The sequence below is a fragment of the Streptomyces sp. ISL-1 genome, from assembly GCF_018614585.1.
GTDB lineage: Bacteria > Actinomycetota > Actinomycetes > Streptomycetales > Streptomycetaceae > Streptomyces > Streptomyces maoxianensis.
In genome coordinates, this window is sequence record NZ_JAGGOI010000053.1 from 37282 (window position 1) to 51942 (window position 14661).

The window sequence follows — 14661 nt, forward strand, 5'->3', positions numbered from 1 at the left end:
CGCAAGAAGCGGCCGATCCGGCCGCGGCCGCACCGCCTGACTCACCGGCGGTGCGGCCGCGGTCCTTGGTCTTCCGGCGCGGACACGCCGTACGCGGGCGGCCTTCGGCGATACGACTGTCCGTCGGACGCACAAGCGCGGGCAGCCGTGGCCAGGCCGCTGCGGCGGTGCATCGCCCGCAGGAGCTTCGCGCTCGACCTGCAGCCCGCTGATCGTCGAGCCCGTCGAGCCCGTCGAGCCCGTCGAGCCCGTCGAGACCGGGCGACACGGCGTCGAGCCCGTCGCTCCGCCGAGGTCCGCGACCTGGAGCCGTCCTACCGCAGGCGCTGAGCGGGCACCGCGGCCACCGCGGGCGCCAGCGACATCAGCCGGCCGACCAGATCGCCGAACGGCCCCTCGGCCGGCTCGTCCGCCAGAATGCGCAGCAGGACGCCCGCCATCTCCTCGTCGTACGCCGCACTCACCGCGCACAGCGCCGCGAAGTCATGGACCAGCTGCAACTCCAGCTCGCCGCGCGGAATCCGCCGCCCGTCCAGCCAGATCAGCGCGGTCGACTCGGCGAGCGACACCCAGGACCGTACGACCAACTGCAGCCGCGCCGACGGCGTCTCGATCCGCAGATGGGCCAGGATCTGCTCGTAGGCGGCCTGCCTGACCTCGTCGATCAACGCGTTCGCCCTCGACGAACCAACGGCGGGACCGCCCCGCATCAGCGCCGAGAAACCGGGCCCGTGGTCGTCCACGAAGTCGAAGAACCGGCCCATGACCCGCAGCAGCCGCGCCCCGAGCGGACCCTCCGGCGGCTCCAGGAACCGCCCGGCCAGCTCGTCGGCGGCCCGCCGCAGCGCTGCCTCGTACAGGCTCTGCTTCCCGGGAAAGTAGTGGTAGACGAGCGGCCGCGAGATGCCCGCGGCCGCTGCTATCTCGTCGATCGACACCTCGTCGGGGGAGCGGTGGCTGAACAGCTCCAGCGCCACACCGATCAGCTGCTGCCTGCGCTGCTCGACGCCCATCCTGCGGCGTACCCCGGTCGTCATACGAACACCCTAACGGGCGTCGTACACAGGTCCAGGACCGGCCGCCCGCCCAGGCAGCGCGACCGTGGGGCCCGTGCGGCGGCCCCGGGAGGGGCCGCGAGAGCGGTTCAGTGCAGCGCGCCCACCCGACTGCCGTCCGCCAGACGGCCGTTCAACTCCGCCCGCGCGCCCGCCCGCGCGGGCACCGCCAGCAGCGTGCCCTGGGCGCTGCCGTCGACCCCGCCCGATGTCGCGAGCGACGTGAACTGCCCGCTGCCCGCCGCGAGTACGTACCACCGCCCCGCCCGCGACTTCCAGAGCACGCCCGCCAGCACCTTCGGATCCCGTACCCCGCAGGCAGACGAGTCCTCGGCCCGCGCCGCGATCGCGGCGGGGGCGCCGGCCTGCGTGCCCGGGGCCTGGAACTGGGCCATCACCCGGCTCCCGGTGCCCCGCCAGGTCTCCGCTCGGGTGCACAGCCAGTTCGCCGTGCCGTTCGAATCGGGCAGCGGCTGCTTCGCGTACTGCCACGAGTTGACGCTGCGCACACCGTGCGTCCGCACCCCGGGCAGCAGACAGGCCGTGCGGGCCCAGAACGCGCGCTCCGCCTTGCCGGTGACGTCCCGCGGGGCGGACGGCGGGCCCGAGGTGAGCCGGGCCGGGGTCAGTTCACCGAGGTCGGTCAGCAGCCGGTCGGCGGTTTCGTCGCGCAGCTCGAGCACGTCCCACGCCTTGCAGTCGCGCGCCTGCGCCGGGCTCGCCAGTGGGTCCGTGAGCCCGTCCTCGCCGCGCGACAGCGGTTGCGGCTCCGACGCCGGGTCGAGCAGGTCGAGTACGGATGTCTTCCGCACCCAGGGCGCGGTCAGATAGCGGACATTGCCGTCGGTGCGGCCTGCCACCAGTGCGCCCGCCGATGCGGCGTCCGCCCCGTCCGTACGCGCGAAGTCGAGCGCCACGCCGCCGGTGCCGTCCTTGGGCTCGGCGTACCGGACCACCCGCAGCCCGTCGTGCAGGAGCACCACATGCGCCTGGTCGACCTCGCCCGCGTACAGCAGCTGCGGCGGACCCATCGGCGGGCCGGGCGGTGTGCCGGGAGTCGCGGAGACCTGGACCGTGCTGCCGGGCCTGGCCCAGACGGCGAGTGCGCGGCGCAGCAGGGCGTTGTCATCGGTGAGAGAGCCGCGGGCCGGCCAGACGGAGAAGTCCGTACGGGAGGAGTGCTGCCACGCCGTGGGGGAGACCCGTGTCAACCGGTCGGGATCCAGGGCGGATTCGGCGGCGGGATTGCGTGCGTACGGCGGAGCGGCCGCACCGTCGGGGCCCCACCCGTCGCCCGGCAGCCCGAGCAGCGCGCCGCACACCGCGAGCGCCGCGGCCGCCACCAGCGCCGCCTTGACGTGCTGGCGGCGGCGCATCAGATCGGTGGGGCGCGCCTGCAGCGAACACGGGTCGAACTCCGGGGAGTCGAGCAGCGCGGCATCCCCCGCCGTGTCCATCCCGTCCGCCTCGGCGAGCGCCGCGTGCGGGTCCGTCACCCCGGCGGAGGTGAGGGCGTGACGTACATCGGCGTCGGGCAGCTCCTCCAGACCGCGCAGAACGTACGCCGCTCTGGCGGGCCCGGACAGCGCGGAGAGCCGCTGGTCCAGGGCGAGTTCATCGGCCCCGCCGGAGCGCGGGAAGACCCGCAGGCCCCAGACGTGCGGCAGCAGCGGCGGCAGCTGGGCGCGCTTCGGCCAGGCCGCCCGCTTCAGCGGAAGCCCGGCGTCCAGGGCCTGGCGCAGCACCCGCCCCCGTACATACGCATAGCCGGGGTCGGCGTCGCCCAGCGCGCGGCGGGAGGGCGGGATCGCGGCGTCCGTGGCTCCCGTGGGTGTGGTGCGGCCGCGCGGGAGCGAGCGCTGCACGAGGGCGTGCGCGGTCAGCACACGGCGGTTGCGCCCGAGAGAGGGAGGCAGTACGAGATAGGCGATCCGCACGAGCCGGGTGTAGTGCTCGACCAGGGCAGCCTCGGCCTGTTCGACGGAGACAGGGCCGGGGGCGGGAGCAGGGGCCGGTGGGGCGGGCGTGGTGACTACATCCTGTGGGCGCACGTTCAGCAGAACGAGCGAATGGTCCTATGGTCACCGGCACATCGCGATCGGAGTGCCGGGCGGTGGCGCCGACCGGGCCGCGCTCAGCCGGCCAGTCGCTCGTGGATGCGCTCGATGGCCGCCGCGGGGACGCCGAGCCCCTCATGCACGTACTTCTCCATCGTGCCGTAGCGGGCGTCGACCTCGTCCAGCGCCGCGGCCAGATACTCCGGCGCCACGCCGATGACCGCGAGGGCGGTCTCGGGGTCGCCGCCCTGCGCGATGTATCCCTCGACGAGCGGGGCGAAGGCCTGCCGTACCGCCGGGTTGACGGCCAGATACTCCTCCTCGACGGTCTCCGGCTCCGCGCCGAGCAGGGTGAGGACGATCGTCGCGGCCCAGCCGGTGCGGTCCTTGCCCGCCGTGCAGTGGAAGAGCAGCGGGCCGGACTCGGGGTCGGCGACCTCATTGAGGAAGGCGCCGTAGGCGGCGCGCGCCGAGCTGGTGGTGACAAAGCCCCGGTAGGTGTCGGCGAACAGCGCCTGTGCCCGGCCGCCGCCCAACTCCCGCTCGGCGAGCACCGGATCGGCCAGCACCTGCTTGAGCCGCGCGGCGACCGGCATCCGGTCGGCCGCCACCCGGTCGGCGAGCACATCGGCGAGCAGCAGCCGCCCGCCCGGCGGGACGCGGTCCGGGCGGGCGATGCGCTCGGCCGCGGTGCGGAAGTCGACTACCGTACGGATCGCGAGTGCGGCGACGGCCGGATCGGCGTCGGGGTCGAGCCGGTCGAGCGACCCGGAGCGGAAGAGCTGACCGGATCGGACGGAACGGCCGCAGCGCAGGGGAGTGCCGCCGAGGGCGCGGAGGTTGGCGACGGTGGTCGCGGGGATCGCGGTCATGGCGGGCGGCTCCCTGACTCAGCACATCGATATCTACTGGATCTACCGGAAAGCCCTTTTTCCGTAGATTCACTGGGGAACGGTAGTCGACGGCCGCTCCGTGATCGACCACCCGCTGAACCGCACCGTGCCCCGGGCCCCGCTGCCGCCGCCGGCGGCGCTCATGAACAGCCCGACGTCCTGGGCGCCGGCGGCCCCCGGCACGGACACCGTGGCGATGGTGCGCCAGGTGGCGCCGCCGTCGGTCGAGCAGGTTCCGGTGAAGGAGGTCCCCGCGTTGCGGGTGAGCCTCAGCAGTACCGGGGCCCTGACGCCGGTGATGCGCTTGAACGTGTCCAGAGTGCCGTCGCCGTTCGTGTCGTACGACAGCACGATGCCCTGGCCGGGTGTCGCGGCCAGATTCAGGAAGCCGGCGGCGCCGGGGGTGGCCAGGCCGTTGCGTGCGACGATGCCCGCCCGGGCCCAACTGCTCGTGTTCTCCTGCGAGTCCACGCGCAGGACGACGCTCGCGCCCTCCGTCAGCGCGGCCTCCCGGTAGGCGGTGCCGAAGTGGGTGGTGCCCCGCCACAGATCGTTGCCCGCGCCGTTGATCGCGAAGCGGTCGCCGAGCTGTCCGAAGACGGCCGCGTTGCTGGTGAAGGTGCGCCACCCGGCCTCCAGTGGCGATGCCACGAAAAGCGCGCCCTTCTGGGTGACGGCCACCGGGTCCTCTCCGCGCGGGCCGTACTGCGTGCGCAGTTCGTACGGCATGGGGCGCAGCGGCTCGGTGAGAGGTTCGGCCGGGGCCGTCACCCGCCAGGAGACGGTGCCGGTGGCGCCCGCCGGGACGCTGCTCAGGAAGGGGTCGCCCTGAGGTTCTGCGTCCAGGCCGGTCAGCGCGAAGTCGACGCGGCCGGTGGGGCGCAGCCCGCTGAGGTTGCGGAAAGCGGCCGTGACGGTGCCGGTGCTGCCGGGCGTGAAGGCGGGCGGATCGGCGCTGACGTCGACGAAGCCCTGGTAGGGAGCCGCGGCGAGGGTGTCGTACACCCGCCGGGCCGTGCGGTACGCGTCACCCGTCGCCCGCACCGGATAGGCGCGCCGGTCCTTCGTCCAGGCCTCCTCCGCCGGATACCAGTCGAAGGCCCTCGGCGCGCGGCCCTCGGCCATCGCGGCGGCCTGCTCGTCCAGATACGCCTCCCACTGCGGCACATGGACGTCGTTGATCAGCCCGTGCCAGTCGCGGTTGGCGTAATTGCTGAGCTCGGCCGCCGCCGCCCGGTCCGCCCAGGTGGTGATGAGAGCCCTGGCGGTGCGCTCCAGCTCCACCGCCTCGTCCGCGCTGGTGGCCAGCCGTTTGGCGTCCTGAAGCCAGGGGCCGAGAAGGAAGGAACGGTGGCAGCCGGCCATCGTGTCGCTCAGCCGCATCAGCTTCAGCCATAGCGCGGTGAGGGCGCGGAAGGTGTCAACGTCCTTGTTGAGACAGGCGGCGCGCAGTGGGAGCTGCAGCGTGCGGGAGCGGTTGGCGAGTGCCTGACGGGCCAGGTCGGTCACATCGTGGCGGTAGGCGTCACTGTCGCGCAGCGACGGCCGTACGCCGAGCAGCGCCGCGAAAGCCCGGTCGAACGCCGCCGGGTCGAAGGCGGTGCCGATGGACCCGGTCATGCTGGGACGGCGGCAGAACAGCGAGTCGTAGGGGCGGCCGTCGGTGCTGGTGAGCTTGTACGCGGTGGCGGCGAGCGCGGCGAAGGCGGTGCGCGCCGAGCTGTCCTCGCCGCCGTAGCGGATCTGGGCGTACTCGGCGAACCACGCCTCCCGGTCGATCCGCTCCTCGCGCCAGGCGAGTTCGCTGAACAGCTCCAGGGCGGCGGGGTCGCGCTCGGCGGCCTCCGGCATGTACGCGGTGCCGGCCAGCGCGCTGCCCGGCTTGTCGCGCCAGGCGGTGAACTTGGCGGTCCACCGGTCGGTGTTCGCCCCGATGGTGGTGCGCCCGCCGAAGTTCGGGATGGTGCCGAACGCGTACGGCGCGCCGCCCCAGGCCGTCTCCCGGTCGGTGACCGTGTCCAGGTCGGAGAGCCCGTCGACGATCAGCACCCGGTCGGTGTCGATGGCATCGAGGAGTGCGGGCCGAGGGTTGGCCTGCCAGCCGAGGATGACCCAGGTGGCCCCGGGGCGGGCGGTGTGCAGGGACGTCTCCACGGCGCGTGCGGCGTCCGCCACCGGGACATCCCCGGCGGTGCCGCCCTCGTGCAGCAGGTCCATCTTGAAGTGGCCGACCTCGCCGAACAGTTCGGACTGGTGCCGGTAGAAGGCGGCGGCGACGTCGGCGAAGCTCTGGGTGCGCGGGTCGAGCCAGTCGGGGCGGCGCAGCCCGTTCCAGCTGCCCTGCGGGATGACGCGGGCGTCGCCGGGGTTGCGGGCGACAAAGCCGTCCGGGACCGTGCCGAAGTAGCCGGGCAGGACCGGGTGCATGCCGAGTTCGCGCATCCGGTCGCAGATCCGTCTGCCGAGGTCGGTACGTCTGCCGATGAGCCCGGGGGAGAGGGGGCCGCCGTACTCGCTCATGTTCTGCAGCAGCCACCACGGCTGGTGAGAGGGAGCGGGCAGCCAGGTGCGGGACTCTGTGTCGGAGTAGCCGAAGTCCATGAGCAGCCGGTGGTAGACGGCCTCCTGGCCGGGTGTCACCAGCACCTCGTTGCAGCCGTGCAGGGCGAGGACGTCGATCAGCCGCTCCCAGCGGGCCCAGTCGGCGTACGGGGCGGTGTAGCCGTCATGCGTGTCGTTGTAGGCGAACCGGTGCGGGACAGTCGCCGACCGCTCGAGCGCCGTTCGGGGCGCCGGCAGCAGCGCGGGCAGATCCAGCTGGCTCCCCGACCATGAGATGTGCGCGCGGCAGACGTACTTGAGGTACCAGTGCACGCCGGTGAGGAGTACGGCGGGGCTGGTGCCGGCAACCTCGATACGGCCTCTCGAGCCGGTGACCCGGAAGCGCTCGGGTCCCTCCAGCGCTCGGAGCCGGAACTGGCCGGCGTGCCGGGGCAGCAGCCGCTGGAGTGCGGCGTGGGCGGGTGTGGTGGCGAATTGGGCCGTGGGTGCTGCGGCAGGGGCGTTGGCCGCCCGGGGCGCGGCAGCCGCGGGGGTGTGTCCGGCCAATGCCGCTCCCACGCCGATCGCTCCCGCTGTGCCCAGCACCGTACGTCTCGACAGCTCGATCATCAGCGCTCCTCCGTGTTGCTCTGGTGACAACCGGTGTGTGCGGAGCGCAGGTTACCGGGAGTTCTATCGCGCAAATGGCGGCCGGCAGGGCACGATGGCCGGATGCGGACGAGTACGAATACCGGAGCGCGGCGGACGGCCCGCGCAGCACTGGCAGTTCTGGCACTGACCCTTGCCGCGGCCTGCGGATCGGGGGGCGATGGCGACGGGCGTGGCGGCGACGGCGACAAGGGCCCGACGCCCCCGAAGACGGCGACGGGCACTCTGGAGCAGCTGGCCGAGAAGGCGGAGTGCAAACCGAACATCCAGACGGATGCGGCCGAGCTGCGGCAGGCCAACTGCACGACGGGCGACGGCAAGTGGGTGCTGGCCACCTTCGCGACCGACCGGGGTCAGCGCGAATGGATCAACGAGGCCAATGACTACGGCGGCTCGTATCTCGTGGGCCGTAAATGGGTCGCGGTCGGCGAGCCGAAGGTGGTCACAGCGCTGCGCGGCCGGCTCGGTGGGACGGTGGAGACCGGCTCGCAGCACCACTCGGGGAGCAGTGGTGGCAGTGGGGGGAGCGAGGGGGGCCACTCGGGTCACCACGGGAGCTGACCGCGCAGGTACTGGGTGGGGGGCCGTGACAGCCGGATCGGCCCCCCTTCAGGGGAGCCGATCCGGGTCGTGTGCAGGGGATCAGTGCCGGCGGGTCACTGGCACTTCTGACCGGTGTTGATGCAGTTCACCACCTTGTTCATGAGGTTCTCGTCGAAGACGTTGATGAAGTCACCGTGGTCGGTGATCGGCTTGTGCAGCTGCTCCGGGAAGGAGTCGACCGCGAAGCCGGGACCCGGCGGGACGTCGTAGACGATCCGCTGGACCAGCTGCGGGATCGCCTGGAATCCATCGCCGCAATTGCCGTTGCCGTCCGCGAAGGCCACGTGGGTGCGGTGATTCGCACTGTCGGTGTTCTGGCCGTCCCAGCAGCTCTGGAACTTGAAGCTCCGTACCACCTGGCTGCCCTCGGGGCAGATCGGGTACTTGTCCTTCAGCTGACGGTCCTCGAAACCGGTGCAGCTCCAGGAGGCATTCGCATTCGCGTCACCGTTGGTGAATGCCTTGGCGTCACCGGTGATGATCCGCAGGAGGCGAGGCATTGCGGTGACCTTGCTGACCGGGCTGCCGACGAAATTCAGCGTGACCTGGGACGGAGTCTGGATCTCTCCGACGTTCTTGTCATTGCCGCCGCCGTCGGCGGCGGCGTCGTTCTCGTCCTGTCCGTTCTGCAGTCGCAGGACAGGCCAGTAGTACGTGGACTTGTCGCCCTGGTTCCGGCAGGTGGTGTCACCGCCTGCGAGATCGTCGTCGCTGGCGAATGCGTCATTGGCCTGGTTGCCGACGTAATCGTGCATATGGTGCGCGCCGTTGCTCACACCTGGGGCGACGATGACATTGTCCGGGTTGAACTTTCCGTTCTCGTTCTTCCCGCAGTCCGTGGTGAAGGTGCCTTTGGACCCGCCGCGCCGCTGTTGGGGCTGCTGGACGTTCGGCTCGACGGACTGGATGTCGACGAAGTCGCCGGCTTCGGGGCCGTTTCCGGCCTGGCCGCCCTGGTCATTGCCTTGACCGTCGTCCTGGCCGCCATCCTGGCCGCCGTCCTGACCATTGTCCTGGCCGTCATTCTGACCGCCGTCCTGTCCGCCGTCCTGCGCGCCGTCCTGTCCGCCGTCCTGCGCGCCGTCCTGTCCGCCGTCCTGTGCGTCGCCGCCGTTGTCACCTTCGCCGGCATTGACGTTGTCGTCGGGGCGCAGGGCGCAGGGTGCGAGGGAATCAAGCCCCTGCGGCTGCTGGCCGGCCCGGTTGATGGCGACGGAAATACGGTCGATGCTCGCCAGCCGCTTGTCCTTCAGCGGATTCAGAATGGCGTTCTGGGCCAGCTGGGGATCCTGTTCGATCTGCTCCTTCTGTTCCGCGAACTTCTGGTACGCGTCGGTGATCTGGCTGTCCATCGTTGCCAGTTCCCGGTCGACTTCCGGACGTGCCTGTTCGGGCACGTCGGGCAAATCGTTCGCGACCTCGGGGCAGTCGATGGTGGACACCGTCTGGCCCGCGCCCTTTGTCTGATTCTGCGTCTGCTCGTCTTGCTGGCCGGACCAGGACCAGCCTTCGCCTGCGGAGGCATAGGTATTGACCGCGACCAGTCCACCCCCGCCCAGGATCAATGCGGCCGAGGCGACTATCGCCCGGTTCGCCAGAGTCGAGCGTTTTCTGTTGCGTCCCATGGAACTCCTCTGCTTCGTTGCCGGGAGTGGGTTAAGGGGGTCCCGGCAGAGGGAGAAGCGCGACGTTCCCCGGCAGAGGGAGAAGCGCGACGTTCAATACGGTTGGGACTCATGGGGTGTTCAGCCGCCATTGGAATTCGTAGAAATCTCCATGAGTAAATCCGGCGCATTGCACTGAAGTCGGACGGCCTCCGGGGGTGGCAGGATGGGCGCCATGACCGAGATCCAGACCCCCCGACTCCTCCTGCGCCGCTGGCGCGACGACGACCTCGTCCCGATGGCCGAGATCAACGCCGACCCTGAGGTCATGCAATGGATCGGTGACGGCTCGGTCCGCGACCTGGAGCAGACGGCGCAGGACATCGAGCGCTGGGAGGAGGAGTGGGACGAGGAGGGTTTCGGCCTCTTCGCCGTCGAGCTGCTCGCCTCCGGCGAACTGGTCGGCTGCGTGGGCCTGTCCGTGCCGCACTTTCTGCCGGACGTGCTGCCCGCCGTGGAGATCAGCTGGCGGCTCGGCCGGCCGTTCTGGGGTCAGGGGTACGCCTCCGAAGCCGCCCACGCCTCACTGGAGTTCGCGCTCCAGGACCGCGGCCTTGACCGGGTGATCAGCATCGCGCGGCTGGGCAACGACGCGTCCGAGAACGTGGTGCGCAAGCTCGGCATGGAGCTGGATCACGAGACGACGCACCCGGAGTACGGCTTCCGGCTGCACATCTACGCGATCGACCTCACGGAGTACGAGGCCTGACGCCCCCGTGGGCGTCCACCGCTCTAGCCACGGTCCAGATACGCCAGCACCGCCAGCACCCGCCGGTTGTCGTCGTCCGAAACCGGCAGCCCCAGCTTCCCGAAGATGTTCGAGGTGTGCTTGGCCACGGCCCGCTCCGTGACCACGAGCTGCGTGGCGATCGCCGCATTGGAGCGGCCCTGCGCCATCAGTTCCATGACCTCCAGCTCTCGCGGCGTCAGCCTGCCCATTGGCTTGTCCTGGGCGGCCCGTCGCGACAGCAGCTGGGAGATCACCTGTGGATCCATCGCCGTACCGCCCGCGGCCACCCGCCGTACCGCGTCGATGAACTGCTCCGCGTCGAGGACCCGGTCCTTGAGGAGATAGCCCACCCCGCCACTGCCGTCGGCCAGCAGCTCGCGCGCGTACAACTGCTCCACATGCTGGGAGAGAACGAGCACCGGCAGCCCGGGCCTCGCCCGCCGCGCCGCCAGTGCGCACTGCAGGCCCTCGTCCGTGTGCGACGGCGGAAGCCGGACGTCGACGACGGCGACGTCCGGCTCCAGCTCCGCGAATGCCTTGGTGAGTTCGGGCCCGCTCTCCACGGCAGCCAGGATCTCGAAGTCGTACGCCTCAAGCATGCGGACCAGTCCGTCGCGCAGCAGGAACAGGTCTTCGGCTAGTACAACTCGCAAGGGATCTCCATGGTGACCATGGTGGGGCCGCCCGCGGGACTGCTGACGGCGAGTACGCCGTCGAATGTACCGAGCCGGCGCTCGAGGCCCCTCAGGCCCGAACCGGCGGCGATGGCCGCGCCGCCCCCTCCGTTGTCCGTGACCGCGATACGCAGCGAGCCGTCCGAGTACGACATGTCGACCCAGATCCGTTCGGCGCCCGAGTACTTGACCGCATTGGTCAGGGCCTCGCTCACCGCGAAGTACGCGGCCGACTCGACCGGAGCGTCGGCGCGGCCCGGCAGCTCCACGTCCACCTCGGTCTTCACCGGCAGCCGCAGCGCCAGCGCCTTGACCGCGTCGCCGAGGCCGCGCTCCGCCAGGACCGGCGGGTGGATGCCGCGGACCAGGTCGCGCAGTTCGGTCAGCGCCTCGGCGGAGGACGCGCGGGCCTTCAGGACGAGCTCCTTGGCCTGCGCCGGGTCCTTCTCGATGAGGGCCTCGATGGTGCCGAGGTTCATGCCCATGGCGACCAGCCGGGCCTGCGCCCCGTCGTGCAGATCCCGCTCGATACGGCGCAGTTCCGCCGCGGAGGTGTCCAGCGCGTCGTGCCGGGTCTCGGTGAGCCGGTCGATGCGCTGTTCCAGCTCGACCTCGCGGGTCGGGTGGAGCAGCGCGCCGGCGAGCTTGAAGTGGGTGCGGACCAGGATGTGATTGACGTTCATCGCGACGGCCAGCCAGACCACGCCCAGCAGCGCGGCCGCACCGGCCGTGGCCCAGCTGCCGACCGGCACGAACGCGTACCAGTAGGTGCCCTGCGCGTCGACGATCGGCTGCCACAGGCCGGTCAGCAGCACCAGCCCGAAGATGCCGTCCAGAACCAGCGAGGGCGCGAGTATCGCGAGGACCGCCCCCGCCGTCATGTCCACCAGCAGCCACCGCAGGTCCCGCCAGGTCGCCGGGTCCTTCAGCATCAGCGTGCAGCGCTCGACCCGGCCGGTCATGCCGGTCCGCATGTCCCTGGGGAAGGGGCGGTACGGGGCCGGGATCCGCACCGACGACCACTGGGCCGCCAGCAGCCGCCGCTGGTTGACGTGGACCCGCACCAGGGACAGTACGGCGGGAGTGGTGAACACGCCCACGCCTATGGGGATCAGGGAGATGGAGACCACCGCCAGGACGAAGAGCGTGATCGACCCGATCAGCGCCATCAGAGCCAGCGCCAGTCCTTGTGCGCCGGCCACCACCGCGTCACGTGCCTTCGTCGCGTTCACCTTCGTCGCGTTCATTGGGATTCCCCTCGTTGCCCGGTCTCAGACGCAAGTGTGGCCGGACCGGTGCGCGGTGGCACTGGGCCCGGCCCCCGAGTGGGGGTGTAGCTGGCACCACCCCCTGAGCTCGCCTTTCGTCTCCACGGGAGGGGGCTTTGACGGCTGGGGCGCGAGCCCGCGGATTTCTAGCGTCGTACTCGACTTATTCGGCGCTTACCTCTGGGGGCGAAAGGCCATGAGGCATAACCTCGCGGCACGCATTGGTGTGTGGAGCGCACACCACCGCAAAACGGCGATCATCGGCTGGCTGCTCTTCGTCGTCCTCGCCACGGCCGTCGGCGGGGCATCGGGGATGGTCGAGATGTCCGAGTCCGAGCAGGGCGCCGGCGACTCCGCTCGAGCCCAGAAGATCCTCGACGAGGCGGACCTGGATCACCCGGCTGGCGAGCTCGTACTGGTCAGCAGCAAGACATCCGACGGCTGGAAGGAGGCGGCGCGCGAGCTTGCGGCGGCCGTGGAGAACACCGGCGAGGCTCAGCAGATCGAGCCGCCCCTCGCCTCCAAGGACGGCAGGGAAGCGCTGATCCGTTTCCAGATCAAGGGTGATTCGAAGACTGCGGCGGACCGGGTGCAGCCCGTGCTCGATGCCGTACGGGACACGGACAAGGCCCAACCGGGCGTCGAAGTGCACCAGTTCGGGCAGGCCAGTGCGGAGAAGTGGCTCGGCGATCTGCTCTCCGAGGACTTCAAGCAGGCCGAGTTCACCGCGGTACCGCTGGCGCTCGGGATCCTGCTGGTCGCCTTCGGGGCGGTCGTCGCGGCGCTGCTGCCGGTCGGTCTCGCGCTGACCGCGTGCGTGGCCGCCTTCGGTCTGCTGTCGCTCGCCAGCCACCAGCTGCACCTGTTCCAGTCCACGTACTCCGTGATGTTCCTGATGGGTCTTGCCGTCGGCGTCGACTACTGCCTCTTCTACCTGCGACGCGAGCGCGACGAGCGGGCCGCGGGCCACGACGCCGAGACCGCGCTGCGGATCGCGGCCGCGACCAGCGGGCGGGCCGTACTCGTCTCCGGCGTGACGGTGATGCTCGCGATGGCCGGGATGTTCCTGTCCGGGCTGATGCTCTTCAAGGGCTTCGCGCTCGCCACGATCCTCGTCGTCTTCATCGCGATGCTCGGCTCGGTGACCGTGCTGCCCGCGCTGCTGGCGTGGCTGGGGGACCGCATCGACGCGGGGCGCATCCCCTTCCTGAACCGGCGCGGAAAGAAGGGCGCGCACGAGAGTGGCGCGGTGGCGGGGGCGGTGCTCAGGCCCGTACTGGCGAAGCCGAAGCTGTTCGCGTTCGGCGCGGTCGCGGTGCTGCTGGCGCTGGCGGCGCCGGCGGTGGGCATGAAGACCGAACAGCTGGGGATGGAGAAGCAGTTCGGCTCGGACGCGTCGCTTTCGGTGGCGTACAAGAAGATCACCGAGGCCTTCCCGGGCGGTCCCGAGCCGGCGCGGGTGGTCGTCAAGGCGGACGACATCGACTCGGAGCGGATGCGGGGGGCGCTCGCGAAGTTCGACCCGTCCGATGTGACCGTGCACAAGACGAAGAACGTCGCGGAGATCGAGGTGGCGCTGGAGGGCAACGGCAGCGACAGCCGCTCCAAGAACGCGCTTGCGCACCTGCGCGAGAAGACAGTGCCGGCGGCGTTCGACGGGACCGGGGCGCAGGTCTTCGTGGGCGGTGAGCTGGCGGGGTCGGTCGACTTCAACGACCAGCTGAAGCGGGGCATCGTGCCGGTCTTCGCTTTCATCACGGCCGTGACCTTCCTGCTGATGCTGTTCTGCTTCCGGTCGTACGTCATCGCCGTGACGTCGATCCTGCTCAACCTGCTGTCGGTGGCGGCGGCCTACGGCGTGATGGTGGCGGTCTTCCAGCACGGCTGGGGGGCGTCGGCGCTCGGCACGGAGGCGGTCGGGGCGATCGAGGGCTGGATGCCGCTGTTCGTCCTGGTGGTGCTGTTCGGGCTGTCGATGGACTACCACGTCTTCGTGGTCTCCCGGATCAGCGAGGCGCGCGACCGGGGGGCGGACACGCGCGCCGCGATCAGCGAGGGCATCCGCCGCACAGCGGGCGCGGTGACGGGCGCGGCGGCGATCATGGTGGCGGTGTTCGCGGTGTTCGGCACGCTGTCCATGCAGGACATGCAGCAGATGGGCGTGGGCCTGGCGGTGGCGGTGCTGCTGGACGCGACGATCGTACGGATGGTGCTGCTGCCGTCGGTGATGGCGCTGCTGGGCGAGCGCAACTGGCGTACGCGCAGGCCGCGGCCGGACGAGCTGGACACCCGGCGCCCGCGCCGCGAGGCGGTGCCGACGGGGGCGCGGCCCTGACCCGGGGGCTCCGCGCCGGACCCTCCCCCCACGCCCTGGCGGGCGTGGGGGGACCCCGCGCCTCCCGCCGGCGAGGCTTGTTCTCCGGGCTCCGCCCCGGACCCCGCTCCTCGATCTCCCCCAGACTCGTCCGGGGCGACCGCGCCCAGCGTGCTTACGTCGACGAGGCAGG

At 71.1% G+C, this 14661-nt stretch carries 10 protein-coding genes; 3 read left to right on the plus strand and 7 right to left on the minus strand.

Annotated features, from left to right (window positions below; translation table 11 throughout):
• Positions 1 to 314: 314 nt before the first annotated feature.
• From J7E87_RS30655 to J7E87_RS30670, 4 genes are all read right to left on the minus strand, one after another.
• Positions 315 to 1037 carry a TetR/AcrR family transcriptional regulator gene (locus J7E87_RS30655; protein WP_215097865.1) on the minus strand — a complete coding sequence of 241 codons (723 nt, stop codon included), beginning with the start codon at positions 1035 to 1037 and terminating at the stop codon, positions 315 to 317.
• Positions 1038 to 1144: 107 nt separating this feature from the next.
• Complete coding sequence (locus tag J7E87_RS30660; protein WP_215097866.1) at positions 1145 to 3106, minus strand: hypothetical protein; 1962 nt, start codon at positions 3104 to 3106, stop codon at positions 1145 to 1147.
• Positions 3107 to 3189: 83 nt separating this feature from the next.
• The gene (locus J7E87_RS30665; RefSeq protein WP_215097867.1) at positions 3190 to 3984 is read right to left on the minus strand and encodes a tyrosine-protein phosphatase; all 795 of its coding nucleotides are present in this window, start codon (positions 3982 to 3984) and stop codon (positions 3190 to 3192) included.
• A gap of 69 nt (positions 3985 to 4053) precedes the next feature.
• On the minus strand, positions 4054 to 7176 hold the full coding sequence (locus J7E87_RS30670; protein WP_215097868.1) for an alpha-N-acetylglucosaminidase: 3123 nt from the start codon (positions 7174 to 7176) through the stop codon (positions 4054 to 4056).
• 102 nt (positions 7177 to 7278) lie between these two features.
• On the opposite strand from J7E87_RS30670, the gene J7E87_RS30675 reads away from it, so the two are divergent.
• Positions 7279 to 7776, plus strand: a complete 498-nt coding sequence (locus tag J7E87_RS30675) for a hypothetical protein (protein WP_215097869.1) — start codon at positions 7279 to 7281, stop codon at positions 7774 to 7776.
• Between the two features lie 95 nt (positions 7777 to 7871).
• On the opposite strand, the gene J7E87_RS30680 is transcribed toward J7E87_RS30675, so the two are convergent.
• On the minus strand, positions 7872 to 9443 hold the full coding sequence (locus J7E87_RS30680; RefSeq protein ID WP_215097870.1) for a DUF1996 domain-containing protein: 1572 nt from the start codon (positions 9441 to 9443) through the stop codon (positions 7872 to 7874).
• A 214-nt stretch (positions 9444 to 9657) separates the two neighbouring features.
• Between J7E87_RS30680 and J7E87_RS30685 the strand changes: the two genes are divergently transcribed.
• A complete protein-coding gene (locus J7E87_RS30685; protein WP_215097871.1) occupies positions 9658 to 10191 on the plus strand; it encodes a GNAT family N-acetyltransferase in 534 nt (177 codons plus the stop codon).
• 23 nt (positions 10192 to 10214) lie between these two features.
• On the opposite strand, the gene J7E87_RS30690 is transcribed toward J7E87_RS30685, so the two are convergent.
• Positions 10215 to 10865 (minus strand): response regulator transcription factor, encoded by a 651-nt coding sequence (locus J7E87_RS30690; RefSeq protein ID WP_215097872.1) that lies wholly within the window; start codon positions 10863 to 10865, stop codon positions 10215 to 10217.
• Positions 10850 to 12133: a sensor domain-containing protein gene (locus J7E87_RS30695; protein WP_215097873.1), complete on the minus strand. Its 1284-nt coding sequence runs from the start codon at positions 12131 to 12133 to the stop codon at positions 10850 to 10852. The genes J7E87_RS30690 and J7E87_RS30695 overlap by 16 nt, the downstream gene beginning before the upstream one ends.
• Before the next feature lie 217 nt (positions 12134 to 12350).
• Between J7E87_RS30695 and J7E87_RS30700 the strand changes: the two genes are divergently transcribed.
• Complete coding sequence (locus J7E87_RS30700; RefSeq protein WP_215097874.1) at positions 12351 to 14489, plus strand: MMPL family transporter; 2139 nt, start codon at positions 12351 to 12353, stop codon at positions 14487 to 14489.
• Positions 14490 to 14661: the final 172 nt, after the last annotated feature.